We start from the raw sequence: 20,705 nt of genomic DNA, 5'->3' as shown, positions 1-20,705 counted from the left end.
CGTCCGGCGCGGCCCCTAGAGCTAGACCCGTGCCGGGCGCGGGAACCCGTGCCCAGAGCCGGTTTCCGGCGTCAGCGGGGTCGGCGGCTCTAGGTCCTAGGCGCCTGCTCAGGGCACGATCGGTCGTCCTAGACCGGCCTCTATGCCTAGGAGCACACACGGCGGTGATCGGGGCAGCCTCTAGGCCGCCGGGCATCACGGTGTGTGAGCGGTTCCGGCCCTCGGGGCGGGCGGTAGTAGGTGCCGGGCTGGTGTCCACGAAGGAGCCTCCGCAGGGGGTCAGGCGAGTTGAGGGGGTGAGGCCGCTAGCCGCTACAGGCCAGGCCAGGGATGAGGTGGGCTGCTAGCGCGGGTGCTAGCGCTAGCAGTGCCCAGCCGCTAGCCGGACCGGCCTGCTAACGCCGTTGCTAACGACTCGACGCGCTACAGCCAGTGACGGGCTGGCCCGAGGCTTGGGTCAGGCCGGGACGGCGACCGGAGAACGGCGTCGGGACCGACCGGAGCGGGCGTCGTGTCGCGCGGACTCGGGCCGCTGGGGTGCGGGCGGCACGACGGCGGGGACACCGGCCGTCGGCGGTGCGAACCCGAACGCCTCATCGATCCGGGCAGCCACAACCGCGAAGAACTCCACCTCGCCCGGGTCACGGCTAAGCCGGTAGCCGGACCGGAACGCCTCCGTGTCGATCTCCCGGCGGGCAGCTCGGGCCTCGGCCAGCACGGCGCCGACCGCCCACTCCCGAACCTCGTCGTCGCTCATCGCCGCGAACGACTCCGCCGTCTCGCCTCCGGCCTCCACGAAGCACGCCGCGATCAGCACGTCACGCTCGATCGGGACCGCGACCCACGCCGACACGTTCGGGGTCCGGGTCTGCCAGTCCTGGCCCTCGAAATCCATCGTGTGCGACGCCACGTTGCGGCTTGTCGACACGAAGAACCCCGACGACGGGAACCCGGAGCTACGCGCCTCCTGCGGCGCGGGGATAGCCTTGACCTGCATCACTGTCTCCTTCCAGACGGCCGATGCGCTGGCCTCGGCGGGTTGCCGCCCGCCGGGGCCATCAACACACGACCGTACTAACTGAGTTAGTAGAAGGTCAACCGGTGCCGCGTCGTGTCGCCGGAACCCTCGACCTGCCGTCTGGTGTCGATGGAAGTGCCCCGATGCCGTGTGCGGTCAGGGTGAGGCAGACTCGCTCACGAGTCACTCACACTCACGGAGGAGTTCGCCGGGAAATGCAGCGCGACGAAAGCGGAGACGCATTTATCAGCGAGTTCAAATATTGGCGAGACATTCGTGGGCACTCGCAAACCCGGCTCGCTTCGCTCATGGGGTTTGACCGGAGTTACATATCCAAGATCGAGACCGGTGGCGAGAAGGCAACCCGCAGCTTCGCCGAGCGCGCAGAGCAGATCCTGAATTCGGGCGGTGCGTTGATGCGGGCCTGGCGCACGACGTCGCGGACGTCCGGGACGGAGCAGCTGGCAGAACCCCGACGGCCGGCGCCTGCCCTGTCCGACGTCCCTTCCGTCGTCACGGTCGAGCATGACCACGCCGAACTTCGTTACGACGACGGGGTTTACACGGCCACCCAACGTCGCCGCATCCTTAACGGCGGCACGGAGCCTCTGACCCGCTACCTCATCAGGATCAGCGTGGATCGTTTCCCGGGCGACCCTGAGCGTTCAAACGCCCACTACCGGCGCGACCCGCTGACCTGGGATGAGTTGCAGCTCGTGGCGCACAACGCCGACGGCGACCCGATGCGCTGGACGGTGCAGCACGACCGGGACGCCTTCAAAGAAATCTGGCTGCTATTCGAGAATGACTATGGCAAATTCCCTCTCTATCCCGGGGAGTCTGCTGAGATCGTCTACTCGTACAGCGTTGCCGATACGAAATGGGGACAGTGGTTCCAGAGAGCCGTTCGTTTGCCGACTCGGCGGCTAAGCGTCGGGCTCGATTTTCCGGAGGAGCTCTCGCCGGTCGTATGGGGTCAGGAAACGACGATGGCTAGTGCGTCGGTCGCATTCAGAACCGCAATCGTCAGGAACGTCGATGACGGACGTGCGTTGTTCTCGTGGAGCACGGAAGACCCGCCGCTGCACGCTCGGTATCGCTTGGAATGGTCGTTTAAGGCAACACCAACGGAGGCCCCGGTGTCGGCACGGAAATCACCTAGCGAGCAGATGGCGGCGTTAGGGATTGTCCAGGACGGAGATCCCATCCTGGCCGAGCAGTCGACCGATTTCGACTTGCCGCGTGAATCTGAGGACGCCCGTCGGGTTATCGCGCAATTGCGGTCCAGCATGGATCGGGTTGCGGCCGTTCATGAGTTCAAGAAGGGCATGGGTATTGCGGCCCCACAAATAGGCATCGGTCGCTCTGCCGCGATAGTTCAAACGCCCGAGGGTGATCACATCGTCTTGATAAACCCTCGGGTTATTGATGAATCGCGGACCACCGATAAGCAATACGAGGGCTGTCTAAGCTTTTTCGACGTGCGCGGGCTGGTACCTCGTCCGACGTCTATTGAGGTTCAGCATCAGGATTTCGACGGGTCTATGCACATCACGACTTTTGATGCCGGAACCGCACGGCTGGTGATGCACGAGATTGACCACCTGGGCGGCCAGCTCTACCGCGAGCGGATGGACGACGGCGACGCGCCTATTCCGGTCTCCGAGTACAAGGGAACGGGGCAGCCCTGGCGCTACTGATCGGTGCTTGCCTTCTGCCTCGGGCGCGGCCTGGCCGACTGCCACTCCACGATCCGGCCGGGCTTCCACATGTGGGTGCGGCCCACCGTCTGATCCGGCTGAGGCATCTGGTCGCGCCGTCGGTAGCTGCTGACCGTGGCGACACTGACGCCTAGGAACCGCGCGACGTCGGTCGTGGTCCACCACTCGGCAGCGGTATCGGGCTCCATGCCCCACATCCTTCCCTACGACGCTCGCGGCGGCGTCAACGCTACTCGGCGGCGGGGTGTGTCTTCCGTGGCCGCAGAACGGCTCTGAGCGGCTCTGTGGGCTCGCCCGGCTAGCGGCCTAGCATCGCTAGGCCCCTGATGAGGCGGGCTGCGCTCACCCGGGCGCCGGGCTAGCGGAGGGCTATCGCTAGGGGTGCCGCTAGGGGCAGCCCGGCGTCAGTGGATCGTCAGCAGACCCCCCGACCCCGTCCGGCCCCCGGCGGTACCTCATGGCAGCGTTACCGCACTACACGACATCGTCTGAACCTCGGCGGGAAGGGCGCCGAGCGGGATGACGACGTTCGCAACGAGGGGGTCAGGGGTTCGAGTCCCCTCAGCTCCACCATCGACGGAAGACCCGGGCACCTATTCGCCCGGGTCTTCCGTCGTTGGTCGAACAGTGTGATTCGAGGAGTCGCCGGAGCGAGGACGGCGGGTCTTGACGCCGGAACCCCTTGCCGATCCAGTTGTCCCAATTACAACTGCGGGGGGCAATTGTGAGGATCATCCATTTCCCGCGACGCGCTGCCGTCGCTCTGGTGGCCGGTACAAGCTTGCTGGCCGGCCTTCTTGTCGTCGGCGACGGGACCGCGAATGCCGCTGAGCCCACTCCGGCGGCCACTGTGAAGTCTCTAGCCCAGGCCGTCCTTCCCTGCGACTACGTCAAGAAGGATCCGGGCGCGTGGATCGCAACCGATGGAAACGGCAAGACGTTCGCCAACGACCCGTACAACGTGAAGACGCAGTTGGCCGTGGAGCGCCCAGCGGTCGGTGCGGAGGCGGCGGTCGACGCGAACGGGCAGATCACCCTCTCAGGCGTCCTGGCCTTCAAAGCCAAGTTCCTGAATGCTTCGGTCGGCCGCGTCACCGCCGCCAAGGCCGACGTGACCGTTGGCGGACTCGGCTCCACCGGCGACTACCGGGTATGGCTCAAGAGCTGGAAGGCCAAGCTGCGACCTACTCGGCTCGGAACCCAGGATCTGTGCGTACAGGCCCAGGAGACCGACCTCATTCGGGGGCATGTCTACCGGCCCGTGACCGTGGCCGATCACATCGCGCCGGGCAACGTGCGAGGGCTGGGTATATCCGGGGTGACGGACGCCCGAGCGGTCGCCTCGTGGGATGCCGCCACCGACAACTTCGGCCTGGCCGGATACGACGTCAGCATCTCAGTTCCGCACGGACACCGTGACACCGCCGGTTTCCGAGGACACGGCCGAGCAGATCGCCAGTGAGAGCAGACAGTGTGCCGGGGCCGGTGGTTCGGTCTACATTTCGCCTAGTCAGCGAGGGCTGGTGCCGGTACCGGCCGGTTCCCGCACCATTTTCACCGGCTGCTACGAGCCGGCCGACACCCGGTGCGTCGACAAGGTTCTCCCGGCGCAGGAGGACGGCAGAATCGATTGCGAGGACGACGTCACCGACCTGGCCGCCAAGGTTGCGCCACCCGGTCAGGGTCCGCAGATCGACAACGTGACTGGTCGCAAGTCTCTCTCGCCCACCTCGACCTGCCAAGGGGGTGCCTGCACCGTTGCCTTCCTGGCGGCCGGGGAACTCACGGCGTCGACTCCGGCGCTGCTCACAGCCGGCGCGGCGTTGGCGACGTTGGCCTGGGTAGGTGGCGCGCTCCTCCTCGCGGTCGCCGTCTACAACACCGTGAAGTCGATCTTCCTCGGCGAGCCGACGGCGATCCTGGGAATCCTCGAATACAACATCGACTACCGCACCGACTTCACAACCTATGAGGAGTGGTATGACCAGAAGGGGTTGTACTACAACAGTCTTCAGATCTACGCGCAGATCATCACGGCCACGCGCCAGTTCGCGACGAACGCGACGCCGTTCGCCTGGAACGACTCGACCGACGCGGACCTGCGGCGGACCATCGACCAGGCGTGCAACGCCCAGCAGAAGTTGTCGAGCACCAGTACCAGCACGGGCTGCGGCAACGGCTTCGCCATCTACGTGCCCGGAGCCACGAGCGTGTCGAAGAACGGGCTTCGCCTCATGCCCCAGACCGGCAAGCACATCACCGAAACCATCTATCCCACGGTCGGGCTCGATCACCCTGAGCGCGTGCCGTGGTTCTATCCCGCTCGTAGCGCCAAGCATCGGGCGTTGACCGGCGCGGGATTCTCGGCCGCCTGGTACGACGCGCCCCCGTTCGTCCCGAACGAGTGCACAGGACGGGTGCTGCAGGCTTGCGACGAGTTCCCCTTCAAGAGCACGAACCAGGCGGCCAACCTCTCGGGTGCTCGCGCCAGCCTCCGGCCGGTCCCCAACAATGAAGCCTCGGTCCAAGGTACGGACATCTCCAGCTTCTACAGGAAGTGCGAGGTGGACGACAACGACGAGTTCCTGATCATCCCGATACCGTCCTGGGTGGCGGCTGGCGGACCCAGCTTCGGCTTCCGGGTGGGCGACGACAACGCCACCGAGATGTGCCACGGGCCGGGTGTCTGATTAGGCAGGTTAGGCAGGAGGTTTGGGGGATGGGTGACCTGCAGGCTCTACAGGGCGCTGCGGACGGTTGGCGGCGCATCGTGGAGGCCCTGGGGGTGGACTGGCCGGTGCCCGGCTCCGACGATGTCGTCCCCGCCGAGCGCCTGGCGCGCTACTACGATGGCCCGTCGGTGCCGGCCGAGGTCGCCTGGTTGCACTCGTACGTCAGGTCTGGGCAACTTGTACTGCCTGAGGGTACGTACCTGATGGACTGGCCTTCGACAGCCAAGGAGGCCTTCTTCGGCCTGGAACTGGCCTGGCCGGCCCCCTTCCCCTGGCGGGCCCAGATCCCCGTGATCACGAACAATGTGCTGGTCTTCACTGTCGTCCTGGCCGAATCGCACGCGGGGGAAGTGTGGCGCTACGAGATCGGGGAGGAGGCGTTCGCCGCTGTCCGCGCCGCAACCGACTTGGCCACCCTGTTCGAGACCTGGGTCCAGGTGGGCCGGGCCGACGGGCTGATGCTCAACGAGGTGAACCGCTTCGTCCAGCTGAAGGCCGACCGCTTCCAGGAGCAGTACGTGCGCGGGCTCGGGGTTGACCCGTTCGCCTACCCCACGGCGCCTCTCGATGAGGAGGCGACGCGGCGACGACAGCGCGAGTGCGGCGTGGACATGGACCTCGTCGAGGACGTCGATGCCTGGGTGGACCTCTTCGACGAGGTCGACGCGACGGCGGAGCGACTCGACGCCCAGCATCGCCGGGCGCGCCGTTGACTGGGTCCATGCAGACGTCGGACGGGTACTCCCTCACGACGGATCCGCAGCGGGTCGACGTCGATCTCCTGCACGAATGGCTCTCCACCGACGCCTACTGGGCCCTGGGCCGCACCCGGGACAAGGTCGAGGCGGCGATCGCGGGGTCGCTGAACTTCACGGTGCTGGGGCCGGACGGCGGGCCGGCGGCGTACGCCCGGATCGTCACCGACCGCGCGACGTTCGCCTGGCTGTGCGACGTGTACGTGGGCCGGGCGCACCGTGGCCGGGGCGTCGGCACCTGGCTGGTCGCGGCCGTGCTGGACGAGCTGCGCCCCTACGGCCTGAATCGCGTGCTCCTGGCCACCGGCGACGCGCACGAGGTCTACCGCCGGGTGGGGTTCACCGAACTGACGAACCCCGGGGCGGTTCATGATCGCCGAAGGCTGATCTGCACCCGCTTGGCGCCTCAACAACGAAGAACCACAACCGACAGGCGTGTCGACAGGCCTGCACGTGTGGGCACGGACGGGTCGGAAGCGGGCGGATCGGGTGATGGCGGCTACGGCACGGCGGGTGCGCCCGGCGCTGGTGCTGTGCCTGGTCAGTGCCCTTTTCGCCACCGTCGTCCCCATGGCCAACCTGGCCGACCACCGCCCCGACCGGCTGATCGCCCTGCTGACGCTGCCGATGGCGGGTGCCGTCGCGGTGGTGGCCGTCCGGCTCCTGCGGGACCTGCGGGGAGCCGACGGCGAGGCCGGCGTGTGGCGGTTCCAGCTGACGGGCGTCCTGGTCATCCTGGCCGGGGTTTTCGGATCGCTCGTCCCGGTCGGGCTGCTCGGGGCCACCCCGTCGGTCCTGCGGGCCGGCGTGCTCGTCTTCGGCGCCAGCACCCTGGTGGCGGCGCATTTCGTCTACCAGGGCATCTGTCGCTGGAGCAAGATCCACACCACCGGTTTCAATGCCGACGACTGGCTCAACGGCCTGAGCGCCGTGCTGGTGCTGATGGCGATCATCGACCTGGCCCTACCGGACGGGCGCCGTGCCGAGACCCTCATCGACCAGCTCCAGCACCAGGCGGCCGTCGGAGGCTTCTCCGTGGCCATCATCCTCGTGCTCAGCCTGCTCACCGTCGCCAACCTGGCGGACCTGTTCGGCGACGCGCGCATGTGGCTCCTCCTCACGGGCCTGCTGCTGATGTTCGGGCCGATCAGTGCGTGCCTGTTCGGCCCGGCCGGCACCCACGTCCCGGCCGCGTCCACCGCCCTCCTGGCGGTCTCGCTGATGGTGCTGGCCGCGGCGAGGCCGATCCGCGTCCACCGGACGCAGCAGGCGGCGCGGAACACGCCCACGGATGCGGCGCTCGGTGTGGTCGCGCTCGCCGTCGGGCTCCTCGTCCTGGCCGGCTTCGGGTCGGGTGGCCATCGCCTGACCACCGCCTACGCGGCACTGGCGGTGATCGGGTCGAGTTCCCGGATGTTCCGCACCGTGCGCGACCTCGAGCAGTTGCAGACCACGCGCACGCAGGCGATGACCGACGAGCTGACGGGTATCGCCAACCGTCGCGCCCTCCTGGCCGACCTGGAACGGGTCGTCGGCCGCGGTACCCCGGCCAGCCTGATGATCATCGATCTCGACGACTTCAAGCTGATCAACGACCGGTTCGGACATTCGGTGGGCGACGAACTGCTGCGCCAGGTCACGCAGATCTTCCGGGCCGCCCTGCCGAAGCAGGCCCGGCTGGCCCGGCTGGGCGGTGACGAGTTCGCCGTCCTGCTGCCGGGTTCCAGCGGGGAACGCGCGCTGGAGGTGGGGCGCCGGCTGGTCGTGGCCTCGGCCCCCTACCGGGACTTCGAGGGGCGACCGCTGCGGGTGCGGGCCTCCGTGGGCATCGCCGCCTCCGACGGTGCCCGGCTCGACCCGACGGAGCTGATGCGGCGCGCGGACACTGCGATGTACCGGGCCAAGTCGTCGGGCGAGGGGGTGGCCCGCTTCGACGAGAGCGTCGACGCGCTCGCCCAGGAGCAGCTGCAGCTGCTGGAGGACCTGCGCGAGGTGCTCGACCTCGACTCACCGCTGCTGGAGCAGATGCAGGTGTACTTCCAGCCGCAGGTCGAGCTCGGCTCGGGTGCGGTGGTCGGCGCCGAGGCGCTGGTCCGCTGGCTGCACCCGCGGCACGGGCTGATCCCGCCCGACCGGTTCCTCGACCTGGTCGAGCGCAACGGCCTGATGGGGGCGCTCACCACCCGGGTGGTGCACGAGTCGGCCCGGCGCTGGTACGCCCTGCGGGAAGCCGGTCTCTCGCTGCGGATCTCGGTGAACCTGTCGACCAGCTGCCTCGCCCAACCGGGGTTGCTGAACCTGCTGGACGACGTGGTGGCGCAGGGCGTCGACCCGGCCTCGTTCGTCCTGGAGATCACCGAGACGTCGGTGATGGCCGATCCGGAACTGGCCATCGCCACGATGCGGGCCATGCGGGCCCGCGGCTTCGCGATCAGCATCGACGACTACGGCACCGGCTACTCGTCGTTGAGCTACCTGAACGACCTGCCCGCCTGCGAGCTGAAGCTCGACAAGTCCTTCGTGGCCAGGCTTCTCGCGGACGACCGGACGACGGCGATCGTGGCCGGGACCGTCGAGCTCGCCCACCGGCTCGGCATGCGGCTCGTCGCGGAGGGCGTCGAGGACGTCGCCACACTGGCCATCCTGCGCGACCTCGGCTGCGACGAGTCGCAGGGTTACCTGCACGCGCGACCGATGCCCGCCGCCGACTTCGAGTCCTGGTTGAGTGCCGGGAGCGGGACGACGGTGCTCGCCCACGCGTCCTGAACGTCAGGCCAGACCCTCGGGCAGGAGCCCGAACTGGTCGTACACGTCGAGCCCGTCCCACATCGACCAGCACTCGACGATCCGTTCCCCCTCGACCCGGAACACGTCGACGCCGCGCATCGTGATCCGCTTGCCGCTGGCCGGGACGTCGCCGTAGGGGCCGACGTGGTCGCCGGCGGTGGCCCAGCGCAGCGCCACCTTGTCGCCGTCGCCGAGCAGGTCCTCGATGGACGTGTCGATGTTGGTGAAGGCGCCGAAGTAGCGGGTGACGTCCTCGTGCACGACATCGACGGCGGTGCCCTCGAAGCCGGTCATGTGCACCTTCGCGTCGGGGGCCCAGAAGCGTTCGACGGCGCCGAGGTCGCCGTCGCGCCACAGCGCCTCGTGGTAGCTGCGGACGACGTCCTTCGGGCTCACTGCGTGGCCTCCTCGAAGACTTCCCGGTCGACGCCGAGCAGATCGCCCACCTCGTCGACCAGGGTGTGGAACTCGGGCGAGTGCAGATGCGCTGCGCGCCGGGGCCTCTCGATCGGCACCGACACCCGGGCCGCGACCCGACCGGGCCGGTCGCTCATCACGACGACCTCGTCGGCGAGCAGCACGGCCTCCGGGATCGAGTGCGTGACGAGCAGCGCCGTGGTCGGGCTCCTCGCCCACAGCGGCGGCAGCTCGACGTTCAGCCGCCGCCGGGTCAGCTCGTCCACCGCCCCGAATGGTTCGTCGAGCAGCAGCAGCTTCGGTTCCGTGACCAGGGCGCGGGCGATCGCCGCCCGCTGCCGCATGCCACCGGAAAGCTCTGCGGGCCGGGCGGTCTCGAACCCGGCCAGACCGACGGTCCGGATCAGCTCGTCGACCCGGTCGGGTGCCGCCGGTCGCCGGGCCAGTTTGAGGGCCAGGGCGACGTTCGAGCGCACGCTGCGCCAGGGCAGCAGCGACGCGTCCTGGAAGGCCACCGCGATGTCCCCGCGGGCCCGTAGTGCCTCGGGCTCGGCGCCGTCGATACGTACCGTGCCACTGGTCACGTCCTCCAGGCCGGCGATCATCCGCAGCAGCGTCGACTTGCCGCAGCCCGACGGACCGACCAGGGCCGTCAGCGTGCCCGGACGCAGGGTGAGGCTGACGTCGTCCAGGGCCCGGACCCGTCCGTACGTCTTTCCGACTCCGGACACGACCACCTCGGGTGCCGTCACCTGACCTCCTGAATGTTGATGTGCTCAACACTGAGGGATGGTTGTTTCGGTGCCGTGAAGTGAGCCGTGACGTCAGTCGTGCGGCTCGCTCGGACCGCCGCCCTGCTGCACGAACAGGGCCCGGACCTGCTCCTCGCCGACGCCACGCCACCGGTGCGCCAGTGAGCCCGGGTAGTAGAGCGTGTCCCCGGTGGCGACGGTGAACAGGCCTTGCCCCTCGACCTCGACCTCGATCGTGCCGGCCAACACGTAGATCAGTTCGTCGCCCTCGTGCGCGTAGCTCGGTCCGAACGTGCCCAGTGCCCCTTCGAAGAGGATCGGGTACATCGCGCGCGATCCCGCCACCAGCGAACGGGCCGAGCCGCCGGGGTTCTCGACCGGGATGCCTTCACCCGCCGGCACCAGCCCGACCTGGGCGCCCGTCCCGCCCAGGGTGAGGGACATCAGGGCCGGTTGCGTCGTCCCGAGGGCCTGGGCGATGCGGTGCAGCGAGGCCATGCTCGGCCGGGCCAGCCCCCGCTCCAGCTGGGACAGGAACGGGTGCGAGAGGGCGGCCGCCGCGGCCAGCTGGACCAGGGTCAGCCCGTGCTGCTTGCGCCGGGCGCGGATCACCGCGCCGAGGCGCCGGCGCAGCTCGGTCTCGTCCACCCGCGGCTCCCTGTCTGCCTGATTCGGTCCGCTCCGAGTTTCTACGGACGTAACCCCAGCCACATTCCTGTGCAATGGACCAGGTCGATGTTGCTGTCATCAACATTATCTGGTCTCCGGGAAAGGTCGTCCCGCCATGGCACCGCAGCTGAGTTCACTGTCCCGCTCCGGCCGCCTGCGCCGGACCGCCACGGCTGCGGCGTTGGCCACAGCCGTCGCCCTGGTCGCCGCCTGCGGTGGGGGGAGTGCCGACGAGCCGGCCGCTTCCGGCGGCACCACGACGGTCCGGTTCGGCTTCAACTGGGTGGACGACGTCGAGTGGGCCGGCTACTACCTCGCCGACCAGAAGGGCTACTTCGCGGCCAACGGGGTCAAGGCCGAACTCGTGCCTGGTGGTGAGAACACCCCCGCCGTCACACAACTCATCGCGGCCGGCAAGGTCGACATGGGCGTCTCCAGCGACGAGCTGCAGATCATCAACGCCAACAAGGAGGGTGGCGACTACGTCGTGATCGCGGCCACCTACGCCAAGTCCCCGTACGGCCTGACCTGGCTGGCCAAGACCCCGATCAACTCCCCGGCCGACCTGAAGGGCAAGAAGATCGGCGGCCACCAGGGCGAACAGCCCCGCTTGGACGCCGTTTTCACCGCCAACGGGATGAAGCCCGACTACACGTTCGTGCCGATGAGCTACGACCCCCAGCCGTTGGTGAAGGGCGACATGGACGTCATCACGTCCTACTCGACCAACCAGCCGATCTCCCTGGGGCAGGAGGGCGTCCAGACGAAGGCCGTCACGTTCTCGGACTTCGGCCTGCCCTCGTACGGTGACCTGATCTTCGCCAGCCGGTCCTACCTCGACTCCCATCAGGAGGCCGTCAGCGGGTTCCTGAAGGCGCTGTTGCAGGGCATCGACGACAACGTCGCCGACCCGGCGGCCGGGGTGTCGGCCACCGTGAAGGGCGCCGGTCCGGACGCGAAGATCGATGAGAAGTACGCCACCGCGGCCAATCCTGCGTACATCGAGCTGCTCGCCCCCGAGGCCGACCGGCTGGCCGTGGACCCGACGTTCATGCAGGACAAGGTGTTCAAGGGGTACGAGGCGGCCGGGGAGAAGGACCTGCCGCCGGTGAGCGAGTTCGTCGACATGTCCTTCCTGCAGGCGGCCAAGGCCTGATGGTGTCGTCCCGGTCGACCACGATCGCCGCGGTGGAGCCCGTCATCCTGGGCTACCGCAAGAGCGACCCGCCGATGCAGCGCTCGTTCGCGCTGGTCCGGGTCACCACCGAGGGCGGCCTGGTCGGCTGGGGCGAGGCCAGCACCAACTGGGGGTACAGCTACCCGACCGTGTTCGCCGCCGTGGTGCGGGACGTCGTGGCCGGCGCCCTGATCGGGGCGGACGCGCGGGACATCCGGGCCCGCACCCTCGACCTGCACACGCACCTCGACGGCTACCTCGGCCGCGACGGCCTGAGCGCCCAGGCCGTGGGGGCCGTGGAGATCGCGCTGTGGGACCTGGCCGGGAAGGCCCTCGACGCGCCGGTCTGCGAACTGCTCGGTGCCGTGGCCCGCCCGATCGAGCTGTACGGCACCGGCACCACGATGTTCGAGGCCACCCCGCAGTGGCACGCGCACTACTTCGGCCAGGCGGTCGCGGCCGGCTTCCGGGGCGTCAAAGTGCGCCTCGGACGTTCGGTTCCGGACGACGTCGCCACCGTGGAGGCGGTCCGGGACCACCTCGGGGAGGGGGTCGCGATCGGCGTCGACTCCTACTGGTTCCACGACGCCCGCACCGCGCTGCGGGTGGCCGAGGCGCTGGCCCCGCTCGGGGTCTGGTTCTTCGAGGAGCCGCTGCCGCAGCACCGCGAGGACGACCTGGTGTGGCTGAACGCGCGCAGCCCGGTCCCCGTGGCCGTCGGCGAACGCGTGTACACCCCCGAGACCTTCGCCCGTCTGGCCCGCACCCGCGCCGCCTCGATCTTCCAGCCCGACGCCACCATCTGCGGCGGGCTGCGCGCCTGCCTCGACGTGGCCGCCGGCGCGGACGGGTTCGGGGTGCGGGTCGTACCCCACGTCGGCGGGCCCACGGCGGTCGGCCTGGCCGCCAACCTGCACTGGACCACGGCCGCCGGACTGGACCTGATGGAGTGGGACATCGACCCGCACCAGCCGCTCATCGATGCCGTGGAACCCGCGCTGGCCCTGGCCGCGATCACCGACGGCACCGCGAGGGTGCCCGACGGCCCGGGCCTCGGCGTCGACGTCCCGGACGACCTGGCCGAGCGGTTCCCCTACGTGGCCGGTGAGACCTACGCCGACGTGTTCCCCGAGCACGAGCGCGGCAAGGCGGTGGTCGCGTGAGGTTCGCGGGCGAGAAGCCCACCCGACAGCGGTTTTCCGTGCTGGCCGGCGTCATGCTGCTGCTGACCCTGTGGGAGCTGGCCGGGCGGGCGCACCTGGCCGACGGGTTCGTCCTGACCCCGGCCGAGGCGGTGCGGCCGTTGCTGGACGATCCCCGGGTGTACCGGCGCGCGGCCGAGGCCACGTTCACGGCGGCGGCCAAGGGACTGCTGTACGGCGGGGGACTCGCGGTGCTCGCGGCGCTGATCGCCGACCAGGTGCCGCCGTTGCGGGCCTCCGCGGATCGCGTTGCGGCCCTGGCCAACTCGGCTCCGTGGGTGGCGGTCGGGCCGGTCGTCCTGCTCGTGGCCGGCAGCGGGGCCGGGCCGGTGGCGATCGCGGCCATCGCCGTCTTCTTCCTCATCTTCGTCGGAACGGCCCGCGGACTGGCCGCCTCGCCGCGGGCCGCGCACGAGTGGTTCACGTCCCTGGGGGCCGGGCGCTTCCGGCGCCTGCTGACGCTCCAGGTGCCCCGGTCGCTGCCGCTCGTGGTCGAGGGGCTGAAGCTCGCGGCGCCCGCCGCCCTGGCCGGGGCCGTGTTCGGCGAGTGGTACGGCGCCGAGCGCGGTCTCGGCGTGCTGCTGGTCGGCGGCATGCGCAACGCCCGTCCGGAGCCGCTCTGGGCCGCCGCCCTCCTCTGCGCGGCCGGTGGCCTCGCGGCCTACGGCGCCCTCGCCCTGATCGGTCTCCTGCTGCGCCGGTGGTTCGGCTCGACCATCGCCGGTCACGAGCCGCCCTCGCGCCCCCACCCGGTCCGGACGGTCGTGGAGGCGACCCTCTTCGTCGTCGTGCTGGTCGGCGCGTGGCAGGCCTGGATCACCCTGGGCGAGGTCTCGCCCCTGGTCGCGCCGGGCCCGCAGCGCGTGTTCGACGACCTGCGCGGCGACCCCGGTGCGTACCTCGCCGCCGTCGGGCACACCGGCGTCACCGCCGGGCTCGGGCTGGCGATCGGTGGCGGCCTGGCCGTCCTGCTCGCCGTGCTGTGCTGGTGGTCGGCGGTCGTCGCCGGGATCGCGGTACCCGGCCTGGTGCTGATGGCCGCGACCCCGCTGGTCGCGCTGTTCCCCCTCTTCGCACGGGTCTTCGGCTACTCCGGTGGCACCGTGGTGGTGATCACCTCGGTGATGGTGCTGCTGCCCGGGTTCGTCTACACCCGGGCCGGGTTGGCGGCCGCGGTGGCCGGGCACCGCGACATGGCCCGCGCCTTCGGCGCCGACCGGCGCAGCCTGTTCACCTCCGTCGTCGTGCCGAGCGCGTTGCCGCACCTGGCGACCGGACTGCGGATCGCCGCGGGCTCCTCGGTCGTGGCCGCCGTCGTCGCCGAGTCGCTCATCGGTCGCGCCGGTCTGGGCGTCGACTTCACCTACGCCTACTCGCTGCTGAAGATGCCGCGCGCCTTCGGGTCGGCGCTGGTGATCGTCGCCGTCTCGCTCGTGGTCTTCGCCCTGTTCGGTCGCCTCGAGCGGCTCGTCCACCGCCGGTTCTCGCCCGCCCCCTGACGCCGTCCATGACCCGAGGAGGCCGCCCATGCCCGCCACCGTCCCTCTGATCGACCTCACCGGCTGGTACTCCGGCGACGAGGCCGCCCGCGCCGGGGTCGTGGCCGCCGTCGACCGGGCGCTGAGCGAGATCGGCTTCCTGCTGGTCACCGGCCACCGGGTCCCGGCCGAGGTGCTCAGAGGACTGCGGGCGGCCGGGAAGGCGTTCTTCCGGGCGGACGACGACGCCAAGCGGCCGTACGCCGCGCCGGTCGGGGTCCGCGGGTGGTCGCCGCCCGGGAACGAGTCGCACGCCGGGGCGACCGGGGTCGAGGCACCACCGGACCTGAAGGAGGTCTACCGCTTCGGGGCCACGTTCGAACCGCCGGTCCCGGGTCACGACGAGTGGTACGGCCCGAACGTCTGGCCGGCCGAGGTGCCCGAGTTCGAGCGCTACGGCGAGGCTTTCGCCGCGGCGGCCCGGGAGCTGTCCGACGACCTGCTGGAGATCTTCGCGCTGGCCGCCGGTCTCGAACCGGGCTTCTTCACGGAACGCTCGGCCTGTCCGCCCTACTCGGTGGTGGTGAACTGGTACCCCTCCCTGGCCGCCGTGGGCGAGCCCGCCGAGGGCCAGTTCCGGATCGGCCAGCACACCGACTTCGGGTCCCTGACCGTGCTCGACCGCGAACCCGGGTACGGCGGCCTGCAGGTGCAGACCCTGGACGGCGAGTGGATCGACGCGCCCTACGTACCCGGTGCGCTGACCGTCAACACCGGTGACCTTCTGGCCCGCTGGTCCGGCGACCGCTGGCGTTCGACCATGCACCGGGTGCTGCCGCCCGATCCCCGCGACGCCGACGAGGAACTCGTCTCCCTGGTCTTCTTCCACGAGGCCGACCCGTGGACCGTCGTCGAGACGCTCCCGTCGGAGCTGGCCGGCCCCACCGTGTACCCGCCGGTCGGTGCGGGTGACTTCCTCAAGGAGCGGCTCGCCTCGATCACGGTCTGAACTCAGGCCCGGCGTGCGACGAGCGCTCCGTGCGGGCGCTGCCCGGCGTCGTCCCGCCGGTGCTTCTCCAGGACGGCGAAGCCGGCCTCCTCGAGGCGGCCGGCCAGCTCGTCGGGCGGCCAGAACCAGGCCTCGGTCACCTTGTGGGCGAACGGTTCCAGCCGCTCGCCGCGACAGAAACCGACGACGAGCCCACCACCCGGCGCGAGCGCCGCGCGGAACCCGGCCAGGACGTCGGGCAGCTCGGGCGGGGGCAGGTGGATCAGGCTGTACCAGGCCAGCACGCCGGCCAACGACCCGGGCGGGACGCCGGGCGCCTGCAGGGTGCCGAGCCGGAACCTGGTGTCGGGGTGGGCCTTCCGGGCGTGGCGCAGGAAGTCCGAGACCTGGTCCAGTCCCTCGACGTCGACGCCCAGCCCCTGCAGGTGGGCGGTCCAGTGACCGGGCCCGCACCCGGCGTCCAGCACCGGCCCGTCGAGCTCGGTGGCCCAGCGGGTGATGAGCGCACGGTCGTCGTCGTGCACGGCATCCATCGAACCCAGGAGCGCCACGTATTCGGCCGCGCGCTGTGAGTAGGCGAGGAGCGCGTCGTCGGGCACGGAACGACCTTAGATCGTGGAACTTTCGCACCAAATGGCGACACGTAACCTCCCCATAGGGAATGCTGTGCCGCCATGCGGACTCGTGAGCTCCAGACACCCCCGGCCTCGACCATCGTCGGCCTGGTCCTGGTCGTCCTCCTGGTCCTGCCGCACCTGCTGGAACTGCTGACCCTGGTGCTCGGCCTCGGCTCGTTCCTGCACTTCGTGATGGTCGTCCTCTTCGCCGCTGCCGGGGCGTTCCACCTGTGGGCGGCCCGCAACCTGTGGTGGGACCCGGCGCCGCGGTCCTGGCTGCTGGTCGTCGCGCTGCTCGCCGTGTGGCCGTTGGCCGCCTGGGAGAACGCCGCGATCGACGGCGGCACGACGAGCCTCATGGGCGCGCTGCTGATCCCGGTCGCGGCGGCCGGGCTGTTCCTCACCACACCGTCGCGCCGGTTCGCGAACGTGGCTCCGCCCACGGGTACCCGCGTGGCGTGACGTCCGGCCCGGCCTGAGCCGAGTCCGAGGCCGGGCTCAGCCCGTCAGGGCCTCGCTCACCAGCCGGGCGGCGGCCGCCACGAGGGCGTCGTCGTAGCCGGCGTCCGCGTCGGGCTTGCGGGTCATCACCGCCAGGACGACGGGCGCCCCGGACGGCGGCCGCAGCACGGCCACGTCGTTGCGGGTGCCGTACCGACCGGCACCGGTCTTGTCCTCGACGCGCCAGCCCTCGGGCGCTCCGGCCCGGATCAGTGCGTCACCGGTCGTGTTCCGAGCCATCCAGTCGTTGAGCAGGGCCCGCCGGTCGGCGGGTAGGGCGTCGTCGACGGCGAAGGCCCGCAGAGACGCAGCTAGCGCGCGGGGCGTCGTCGTGTCCCGGATGTCGCCCGGCCGCGCCTCGTTCAACTCCGTTTCGCGGCGGTCGACGTGCGTCACGTCGTCGCCGATCGCCCGGAGCCCCGCCTGTACCGCCGCCGGCCCGCCCAGCTGGTCGAAGAGCAGGTTGGCGGCCGTGTTGTCGCTGAACCGCAGTGCCGCGTCGAGGGTCTCGCGCACCGTCAGGCCCGTACGGACACGCTTCTCGGTGACCGGTGAGTAGTCGACGAGGTCCGCGCGCCGGTACCGGAGGCGCCGGTCGAGTGGCAGGTCCGCTCGTTGCAGCACCAGCCCGGCCAGCAACGACTTGAGCGTCGAGCAGTAGGCGAACCGCTCGTCGGCCCGATACGCCAGATCGACCCCCGACGCGGTGTTCACGGCGTACACGCCGAGCCGGGCGTCGTGCTTCTGCTCCAGGTCGGCGAAGCCCGTCGGGTCGAGCGACGGCCCGGTCGACGACGCGACGCTGCCCGTCGGGCCGGTCGACTTCCGGGTCGAGGGGGCGGCGCACGCTGCGAGCGGAGCCGAGGAGAGGAGCGCGAGGGCGGCGCGGCGGGTCAGGGTGTGGGCCACCCATCGATCCAACCGGTCCTGCCGGGACCCGCATCCGGAAACCTCAGGGCGTCTCCGGCACGCCCCCGACGCGACCGCCGTCGGCGTCACGCGGGCCGGGCACGTTGCGGAATGCGAAGGGGGCCGGGGCACGCCCCGGCTGGACGAACCACGCCTCGCCCGTGCCTTCTCCGGCCAGGATCGCCTCGACCGCGGCGGCCACGTCGTCGGGGGTCAGCAGCGGGATGCCCGCCGCCGCGATCATCCCCTCGATCGGGCCGATGATCGCCGTCTCCGCGTATCCCGGGCACACGGCGTTGACCCGAACGCCGTCCTTGGCCAGCACCGGCCCGAGGGCCCGTACGAGCCCGACCACCGCGTGCTTGTTCGCGCAGTACACCGGGTCGGCCGGTGCCGCGGTCAGCCCGGCCAGGCTCGCGGTCGCGACGATCGCGCCGCCGCGCCGCTTCAGGGCGGGCAGGGCTGCGTGCACGCCGAACACCACGCCGTCGATGTTGACGGACATCGCCCGGCGGTAGGCGAGCAGGTCGAAGCCCTCGCCGAGGTCGCTGCCCAGCGCGACGCCCGCGTTCAGGAAGGCCACGTCCAGCCCGCCGAACCGTTCCTCGGCGGCCGCGACCGCGGCCGTGCACGAGTCCAGATCGGTCACGTCGCAGGCTACGAACGCGCCCCCGACCGCCCCCGCCACCTCGGCACCGGCGCGAGCGTCGACGTCCGCCACCAGCACGTGCGCGCCCGCCCGCGCGAACCGCTCGGCGCTGGCCCGGCCGATGCCGTTGGCGCCGCCGGTGACCAGGACGACCTTGTCGCGCAGCTCCACCTGGCGGAGGCTACTCAGGAACCGGCGATGTTGACCATCCACTCGATGCCGAACCGGTCGGTGACCGAGCCGAACTGGTCGCCCCACGGCGCCTTGGCCAGCGGCACGGCGACCGTGCCGCCCTCGGACAGCTTCTCGAAGTAGCCCGCCAGCTCCGCCTCGTCGGACGCCGGGCCGCTCAGGGACACCGCGATGTTGCTGGCCTCGGGCAGTTCCATGTAGTTCGGCCGGTCCGACGCCATCAGCGTGAAGCCGCTCGGCGTCTCCAGCTGCGAGTGCATGACCTTGCCCGACTCGGCCTCGTCGACCGGCATGCCGAAGTCGCCGAACGTGTTGACGGTCAGCTCGCCGCCGAAGACCGACTGGTAGAACTCGATGGCCTCGCGGGCGTTGTCCCGGAAGCCCAGGTACGGGTTGAGAGTGCTCATGACATTCCCCTCTGACGATGAGGCCCCCGAGTAGACCACCGGCCCCCGACAAAGTCAGCGCGCTGCGTAGGGGCCGCAGTGCCGAGCCTCCTGCGCGATGCTGTGCGGGTGCTGATCTCACTGCTGGCCGCGGCCGGTGCCCTGGCCTTGTTGACGCTCGCTCCGGGGCCCGACGTAGCCATGGTCACCCGGGCCGTCGTGACCGGGGGCCGGCGGACGGCCTTCGCGGCCTCCCTGGGCATCGTCACCGGGTGCCTGACCTGGGGAGCGCTGACCGTGGTCGGCCTGGCCGGGCTGCTCGCCGCGTCGGACCGGGCGTACCAGGTGGTGAAGCTGGCCGGCGCGGCGTACCTGATCGCTCTCGGCCTGCAGGCGTTCTGGCACGCCTACCGCGGGCACCCCGCCGACGTCCCCACTGATGTCGTCGTTACCCAGCCGACCGGTAGGGCCGCGCACCCGTTCCCGACCGCCTACGTGGGCAACCTCCTGAACCCGAAGATCGGCGTCTTCTACACCAGCCCCCTGCCGCAGCTGGTGCCGCCCGGAGCGCCGGCCACGGCGACGCTGATTGGGTTGATCCTGCTGCACGCCGTGTTCGGCATCGCGTGGCTGAACAGCTACGCCGCCCTGCTCGGCAGCGCCGGGCGGCTGCTCGCGAAACGCTGGTTCCGGGCCATGCTCGACAGCCTGACCGGCGTCGCTCTGATCGGGTTCGGGGTTCGGGTGGCGACCGAGCGCGGTTGATCCTGCGTTTGCGCATGATCGGCGGCCCGATGCTGCGTTTGCGCATGATCAACGGGGGGGGTGGGCGTCAGACCGTCGTATGACAGCGGTCGCCCAGCGGGTCCGCAGGATCGGACCGCAGGCTGATGCCCACCTGACACCCGAACCGGTTCCATGGGCGGTGCCCGGGTCGAGGAGGGTCGACCCGGGCGCCAAGGCTCGTCGGACGAGGTACGTCGGACAGGCACATCGGAGGGGACCGCCATGACCGTCACCGCGCACCTCGCGCCGGCCCCGCCGGAACCACGCAGCCGCGGGGCCGGTCATGGCGGCAGGTGGCTGGTGCTGGCGACTGTGGTGGTCGTGGGCGGGCTCGGCGGCGGGGCGTTCACGCAGCTGGTCCGGGACACCCTCGGCTACAACTGGATGTTCTGGATCAACAGCGTCGCCGGCTGGTGTCTGCCCGCCTTCGCGGTCGGGGTGCTCGCGGCCTGGGCCAGCGGTCGCCGGTTCCCGGTGGAACTGGCCGCCGTGCTGGCGGGCGTCACGATCGAGCTGCTGATGGTGGCCGCCTACTACGTGGTGCGGCACGAGCAGGGTCTGCACGTGAACGCGCTCGTCGTGACGCTCTGGTCGATGACGGCGGTGGCCGCCGGGGTCGTGTTCGGCGTCGGGGGCGCCTGGTGGTTCGCCGCCTCCGGCTGGCGGCAGGGCGTCGGGCTGGCCGTGATCGCGGCCATGCTGATCGGGCAGGGCGTGCGGGACGCCGTCCTCTCACCCGGGCGGCCCGGTCACCCCGGTCTCGTGATGGCTCTCGTCGGTCTGGCCGCCGCGGTGGTGCTGGCCCGCACGTGGTGGCAGCGGATCGCGGTGCCGACGCTGGCCGTCGCGCTGCTGCCCGTGGTGGCCGTCGGCTGGCTGTTCACCTACAGCGCGCGCTACGGCAGCCTCGCCGACGTCCTGCACCGCGTGTACGCGCTGGTGCAGTAG

20 protein-coding genes and 1 pseudogene are annotated in these 20,705 nt (G+C 70.5%); 13 read left to right on the top strand and 8 right to left on the bottom strand.

Annotated elements, in window-relative coordinates; genetic code table 11:
• Positions 1–457: 457 nt before the first annotated feature.
• A complete protein-coding gene (locus ACIB24_RS17060) occupies positions 458–997 on the bottom strand; it encodes a hypothetical protein (RefSeq protein ID WP_398282810.1) in 540 nt (179 codons plus the stop codon).
• A gap of 236 nt (positions 998–1,233) precedes the next feature.
• Here ACIB24_RS17060 and ACIB24_RS17055 point away from each other — a divergent pair, with 236 nt between their 5' ends.
• The 6 genes and pseudogenes from ACIB24_RS17055 (at position 1,234) to ACIB24_RS17030 (ending at position 8,992) form a co-directional block, all read left to right on the top strand.
• Positions 1,234–2,718, top strand: a complete 1,485-nt coding sequence (locus tag ACIB24_RS17055; RefSeq protein ID WP_398282808.1) for a peptide deformylase — start codon at positions 1,234–1,236, stop codon at positions 2,716–2,718.
• 745 nt (positions 2,719–3,463) lie between these two features.
• Positions 3,464–4,201 (top strand): hypothetical protein, encoded by a 738-nt coding sequence (locus ACIB24_RS17050; RefSeq protein WP_398282806.1) that lies wholly within the window; start codon positions 3,464–3,466, stop codon positions 4,199–4,201.
• Positions 4,202–4,262: 61 nt separating this feature from the next.
• Positions 4,263–5,429, top strand: a complete 1,167-nt coding sequence (locus tag ACIB24_RS17045; RefSeq protein ID WP_398282804.1) for a NucA/NucB deoxyribonuclease domain-containing protein — start codon at positions 4,263–4,265, stop codon at positions 5,427–5,429.
• Positions 5,430–5,458: 29 nt separating this feature from the next.
• Complete coding sequence (locus ACIB24_RS17040) at positions 5,459–6,184, top strand: hypothetical protein (RefSeq protein ID WP_398282802.1); 726 nt, start codon at positions 5,459–5,461, stop codon at positions 6,182–6,184.
• Positions 6,185–6,192: 8 nt separating this feature from the next.
• A pseudogene (locus ACIB24_RS17035) lies at positions 6,193–6,585 on the top strand (GNAT family N-acetyltransferase); the annotation flags it as partial.
• A 133-nt stretch (positions 6,586–6,718) separates the two neighbouring features.
• Entirely contained in the window at positions 6,719–8,992 is a 2,274-nt protein-coding gene (locus tag ACIB24_RS17030; RefSeq protein WP_398282800.1) for a putative bifunctional diguanylate cyclase/phosphodiesterase, read from the top strand.
• A gap of 3 nt (positions 8,993–8,995) precedes the next feature.
• Here the strand turns inward: ACIB24_RS17030 and ACIB24_RS17025 are convergent, their stop codons facing one another.
• The 3 genes from ACIB24_RS17025 to ACIB24_RS17015 all read right to left on the bottom strand — a co-directional run bounded on the left by ACIB24_RS17025 (position 8,996) and on the right by ACIB24_RS17015 (position 10,830).
• Complete coding sequence (locus tag ACIB24_RS17025; RefSeq protein ID WP_398282798.1) at positions 8,996–9,409, bottom strand: ester cyclase; 414 nt, start codon at positions 9,407–9,409, stop codon at positions 8,996–8,998.
• Complete coding sequence (locus tag ACIB24_RS17020; protein WP_398282796.1) at positions 9,406–10,182, bottom strand: ABC transporter ATP-binding protein; 777 nt, start codon at positions 10,180–10,182, stop codon at positions 9,406–9,408. The genes ACIB24_RS17025 and ACIB24_RS17020 overlap by 4 nt, the downstream gene beginning before the upstream one ends.
• A 72-nt stretch (positions 10,183–10,254) precedes the next feature.
• A complete protein-coding gene (locus tag ACIB24_RS17015) occupies positions 10,255–10,830 on the bottom strand; it encodes a helix-turn-helix domain-containing protein (RefSeq protein WP_398282794.1) in 576 nt (191 codons plus the stop codon).
• Between the two features lie 136 nt (positions 10,831–10,966).
• Between ACIB24_RS17015 and ACIB24_RS17010 the strand changes: the two genes are divergently transcribed.
• Genes ACIB24_RS17010 through ACIB24_RS16995 form a run of 4 tightly spaced genes read left to right on the top strand, consistent with a single transcriptional unit; the run spans position 10,967 to position 15,717 of the window.
• Positions 10,967–12,007, top strand: a complete 1,041-nt coding sequence (locus ACIB24_RS17010) for an ABC transporter substrate-binding protein (RefSeq protein WP_398282792.1) — start codon at positions 10,967–10,969, stop codon at positions 12,005–12,007.
• 32 nt (positions 12,008–12,039) lie between these two features.
• Positions 12,040–13,191, top strand: a complete 1,152-nt coding sequence (locus tag ACIB24_RS17005) for a mandelate racemase/muconate lactonizing enzyme family protein (protein ID WP_398282790.1) — start codon at positions 12,040–12,042, stop codon at positions 13,189–13,191.
• On the top strand, positions 13,188–14,729 hold the full coding sequence (locus ACIB24_RS17000) for an ABC transporter permease (protein ID WP_398282788.1): 1,542 nt from the start codon (positions 13,188–13,190) through the stop codon (positions 14,727–14,729). Before ACIB24_RS17005 ends, ACIB24_RS17000 begins: the two co-directional genes overlap by 4 nt.
• A gap of 28 nt (positions 14,730–14,757) precedes the next feature.
• On the top strand, positions 14,758–15,717 hold the full coding sequence (locus ACIB24_RS16995) for an isopenicillin N synthase family dioxygenase (RefSeq protein WP_398282786.1): 960 nt from the start codon (positions 14,758–14,760) through the stop codon (positions 15,715–15,717).
• A gap of 2 nt (positions 15,718–15,719) precedes the next feature.
• Here the strand turns inward: ACIB24_RS16995 and ACIB24_RS16990 are convergent, their stop codons facing one another.
• Positions 15,720–16,316 carry a class I SAM-dependent methyltransferase gene (locus ACIB24_RS16990; RefSeq protein ID WP_398282784.1) on the bottom strand — a complete coding sequence of 199 codons (597 nt, stop codon included), beginning with the start codon at positions 16,314–16,316 and terminating at the stop codon, positions 15,720–15,722.
• Between the two features lie 75 nt (positions 16,317–16,391).
• Here ACIB24_RS16990 and ACIB24_RS16985 point away from each other — a divergent pair, with 75 nt between their 5' ends.
• Entirely contained in the window at positions 16,392–16,796 is a 405-nt protein-coding gene (locus ACIB24_RS16985; protein ID WP_398282782.1) for a hypothetical protein, read from the top strand.
• A 36-nt stretch (positions 16,797–16,832) separates the two neighbouring features.
• Here the strand turns inward: ACIB24_RS16985 and bla are convergent, their stop codons facing one another.
• The 3 genes from bla to ACIB24_RS16970 are packed head-to-tail and all read right to left on the bottom strand — an operon-like array spanning position 16,833 to position 18,992.
• Positions 16,833–17,744, bottom strand: a complete 912-nt coding sequence (bla, locus tag ACIB24_RS16980) for a class A beta-lactamase (protein WP_398282780.1) — start codon at positions 17,742–17,744, stop codon at positions 16,833–16,835.
• 43 nt (positions 17,745–17,787) lie between these two features.
• Positions 17,788–18,564 (bottom strand): SDR family NAD(P)-dependent oxidoreductase, encoded by a 777-nt coding sequence (locus ACIB24_RS16975; protein WP_398282778.1) that lies wholly within the window; start codon positions 18,562–18,564, stop codon positions 17,788–17,790.
• A 14-nt stretch (positions 18,565–18,578) separates the two neighbouring features.
• Entirely contained in the window at positions 18,579–18,992 is a 414-nt protein-coding gene (locus tag ACIB24_RS16970) for a VOC family protein (protein ID WP_398282776.1), read from the bottom strand.
• A 108-nt stretch (positions 18,993–19,100) separates the two neighbouring features.
• On the opposite strand from ACIB24_RS16970, the gene ACIB24_RS16965 reads away from it, so the two are divergent.
• Positions 19,101–19,736 (top strand): LysE family translocator, encoded by a 636-nt coding sequence (locus ACIB24_RS16965; protein WP_398282774.1) that lies wholly within the window; start codon positions 19,101–19,103, stop codon positions 19,734–19,736.
• A gap of 243 nt (positions 19,737–19,979) precedes the next feature.
• Complete coding sequence (locus tag ACIB24_RS16960; protein WP_398282772.1) at positions 19,980–20,705, top strand: DUF6518 family protein; 726 nt, start codon at positions 19,980–19,982, stop codon at positions 20,703–20,705.

The organism is Spongisporangium articulatum, from assembly GCF_044465595.1.
In the GTDB taxonomy this organism is placed as follows: domain Bacteria; phylum Actinomycetota; class Actinomycetes; order Actinomycetales; family Kineosporiaceae; genus Spongisporangium; species Spongisporangium articulatum.
The sequence above is the reverse complement of the archived record's forward strand: the minus strand, read 5'-3'. Positions and strand labels throughout refer to the sequence as shown.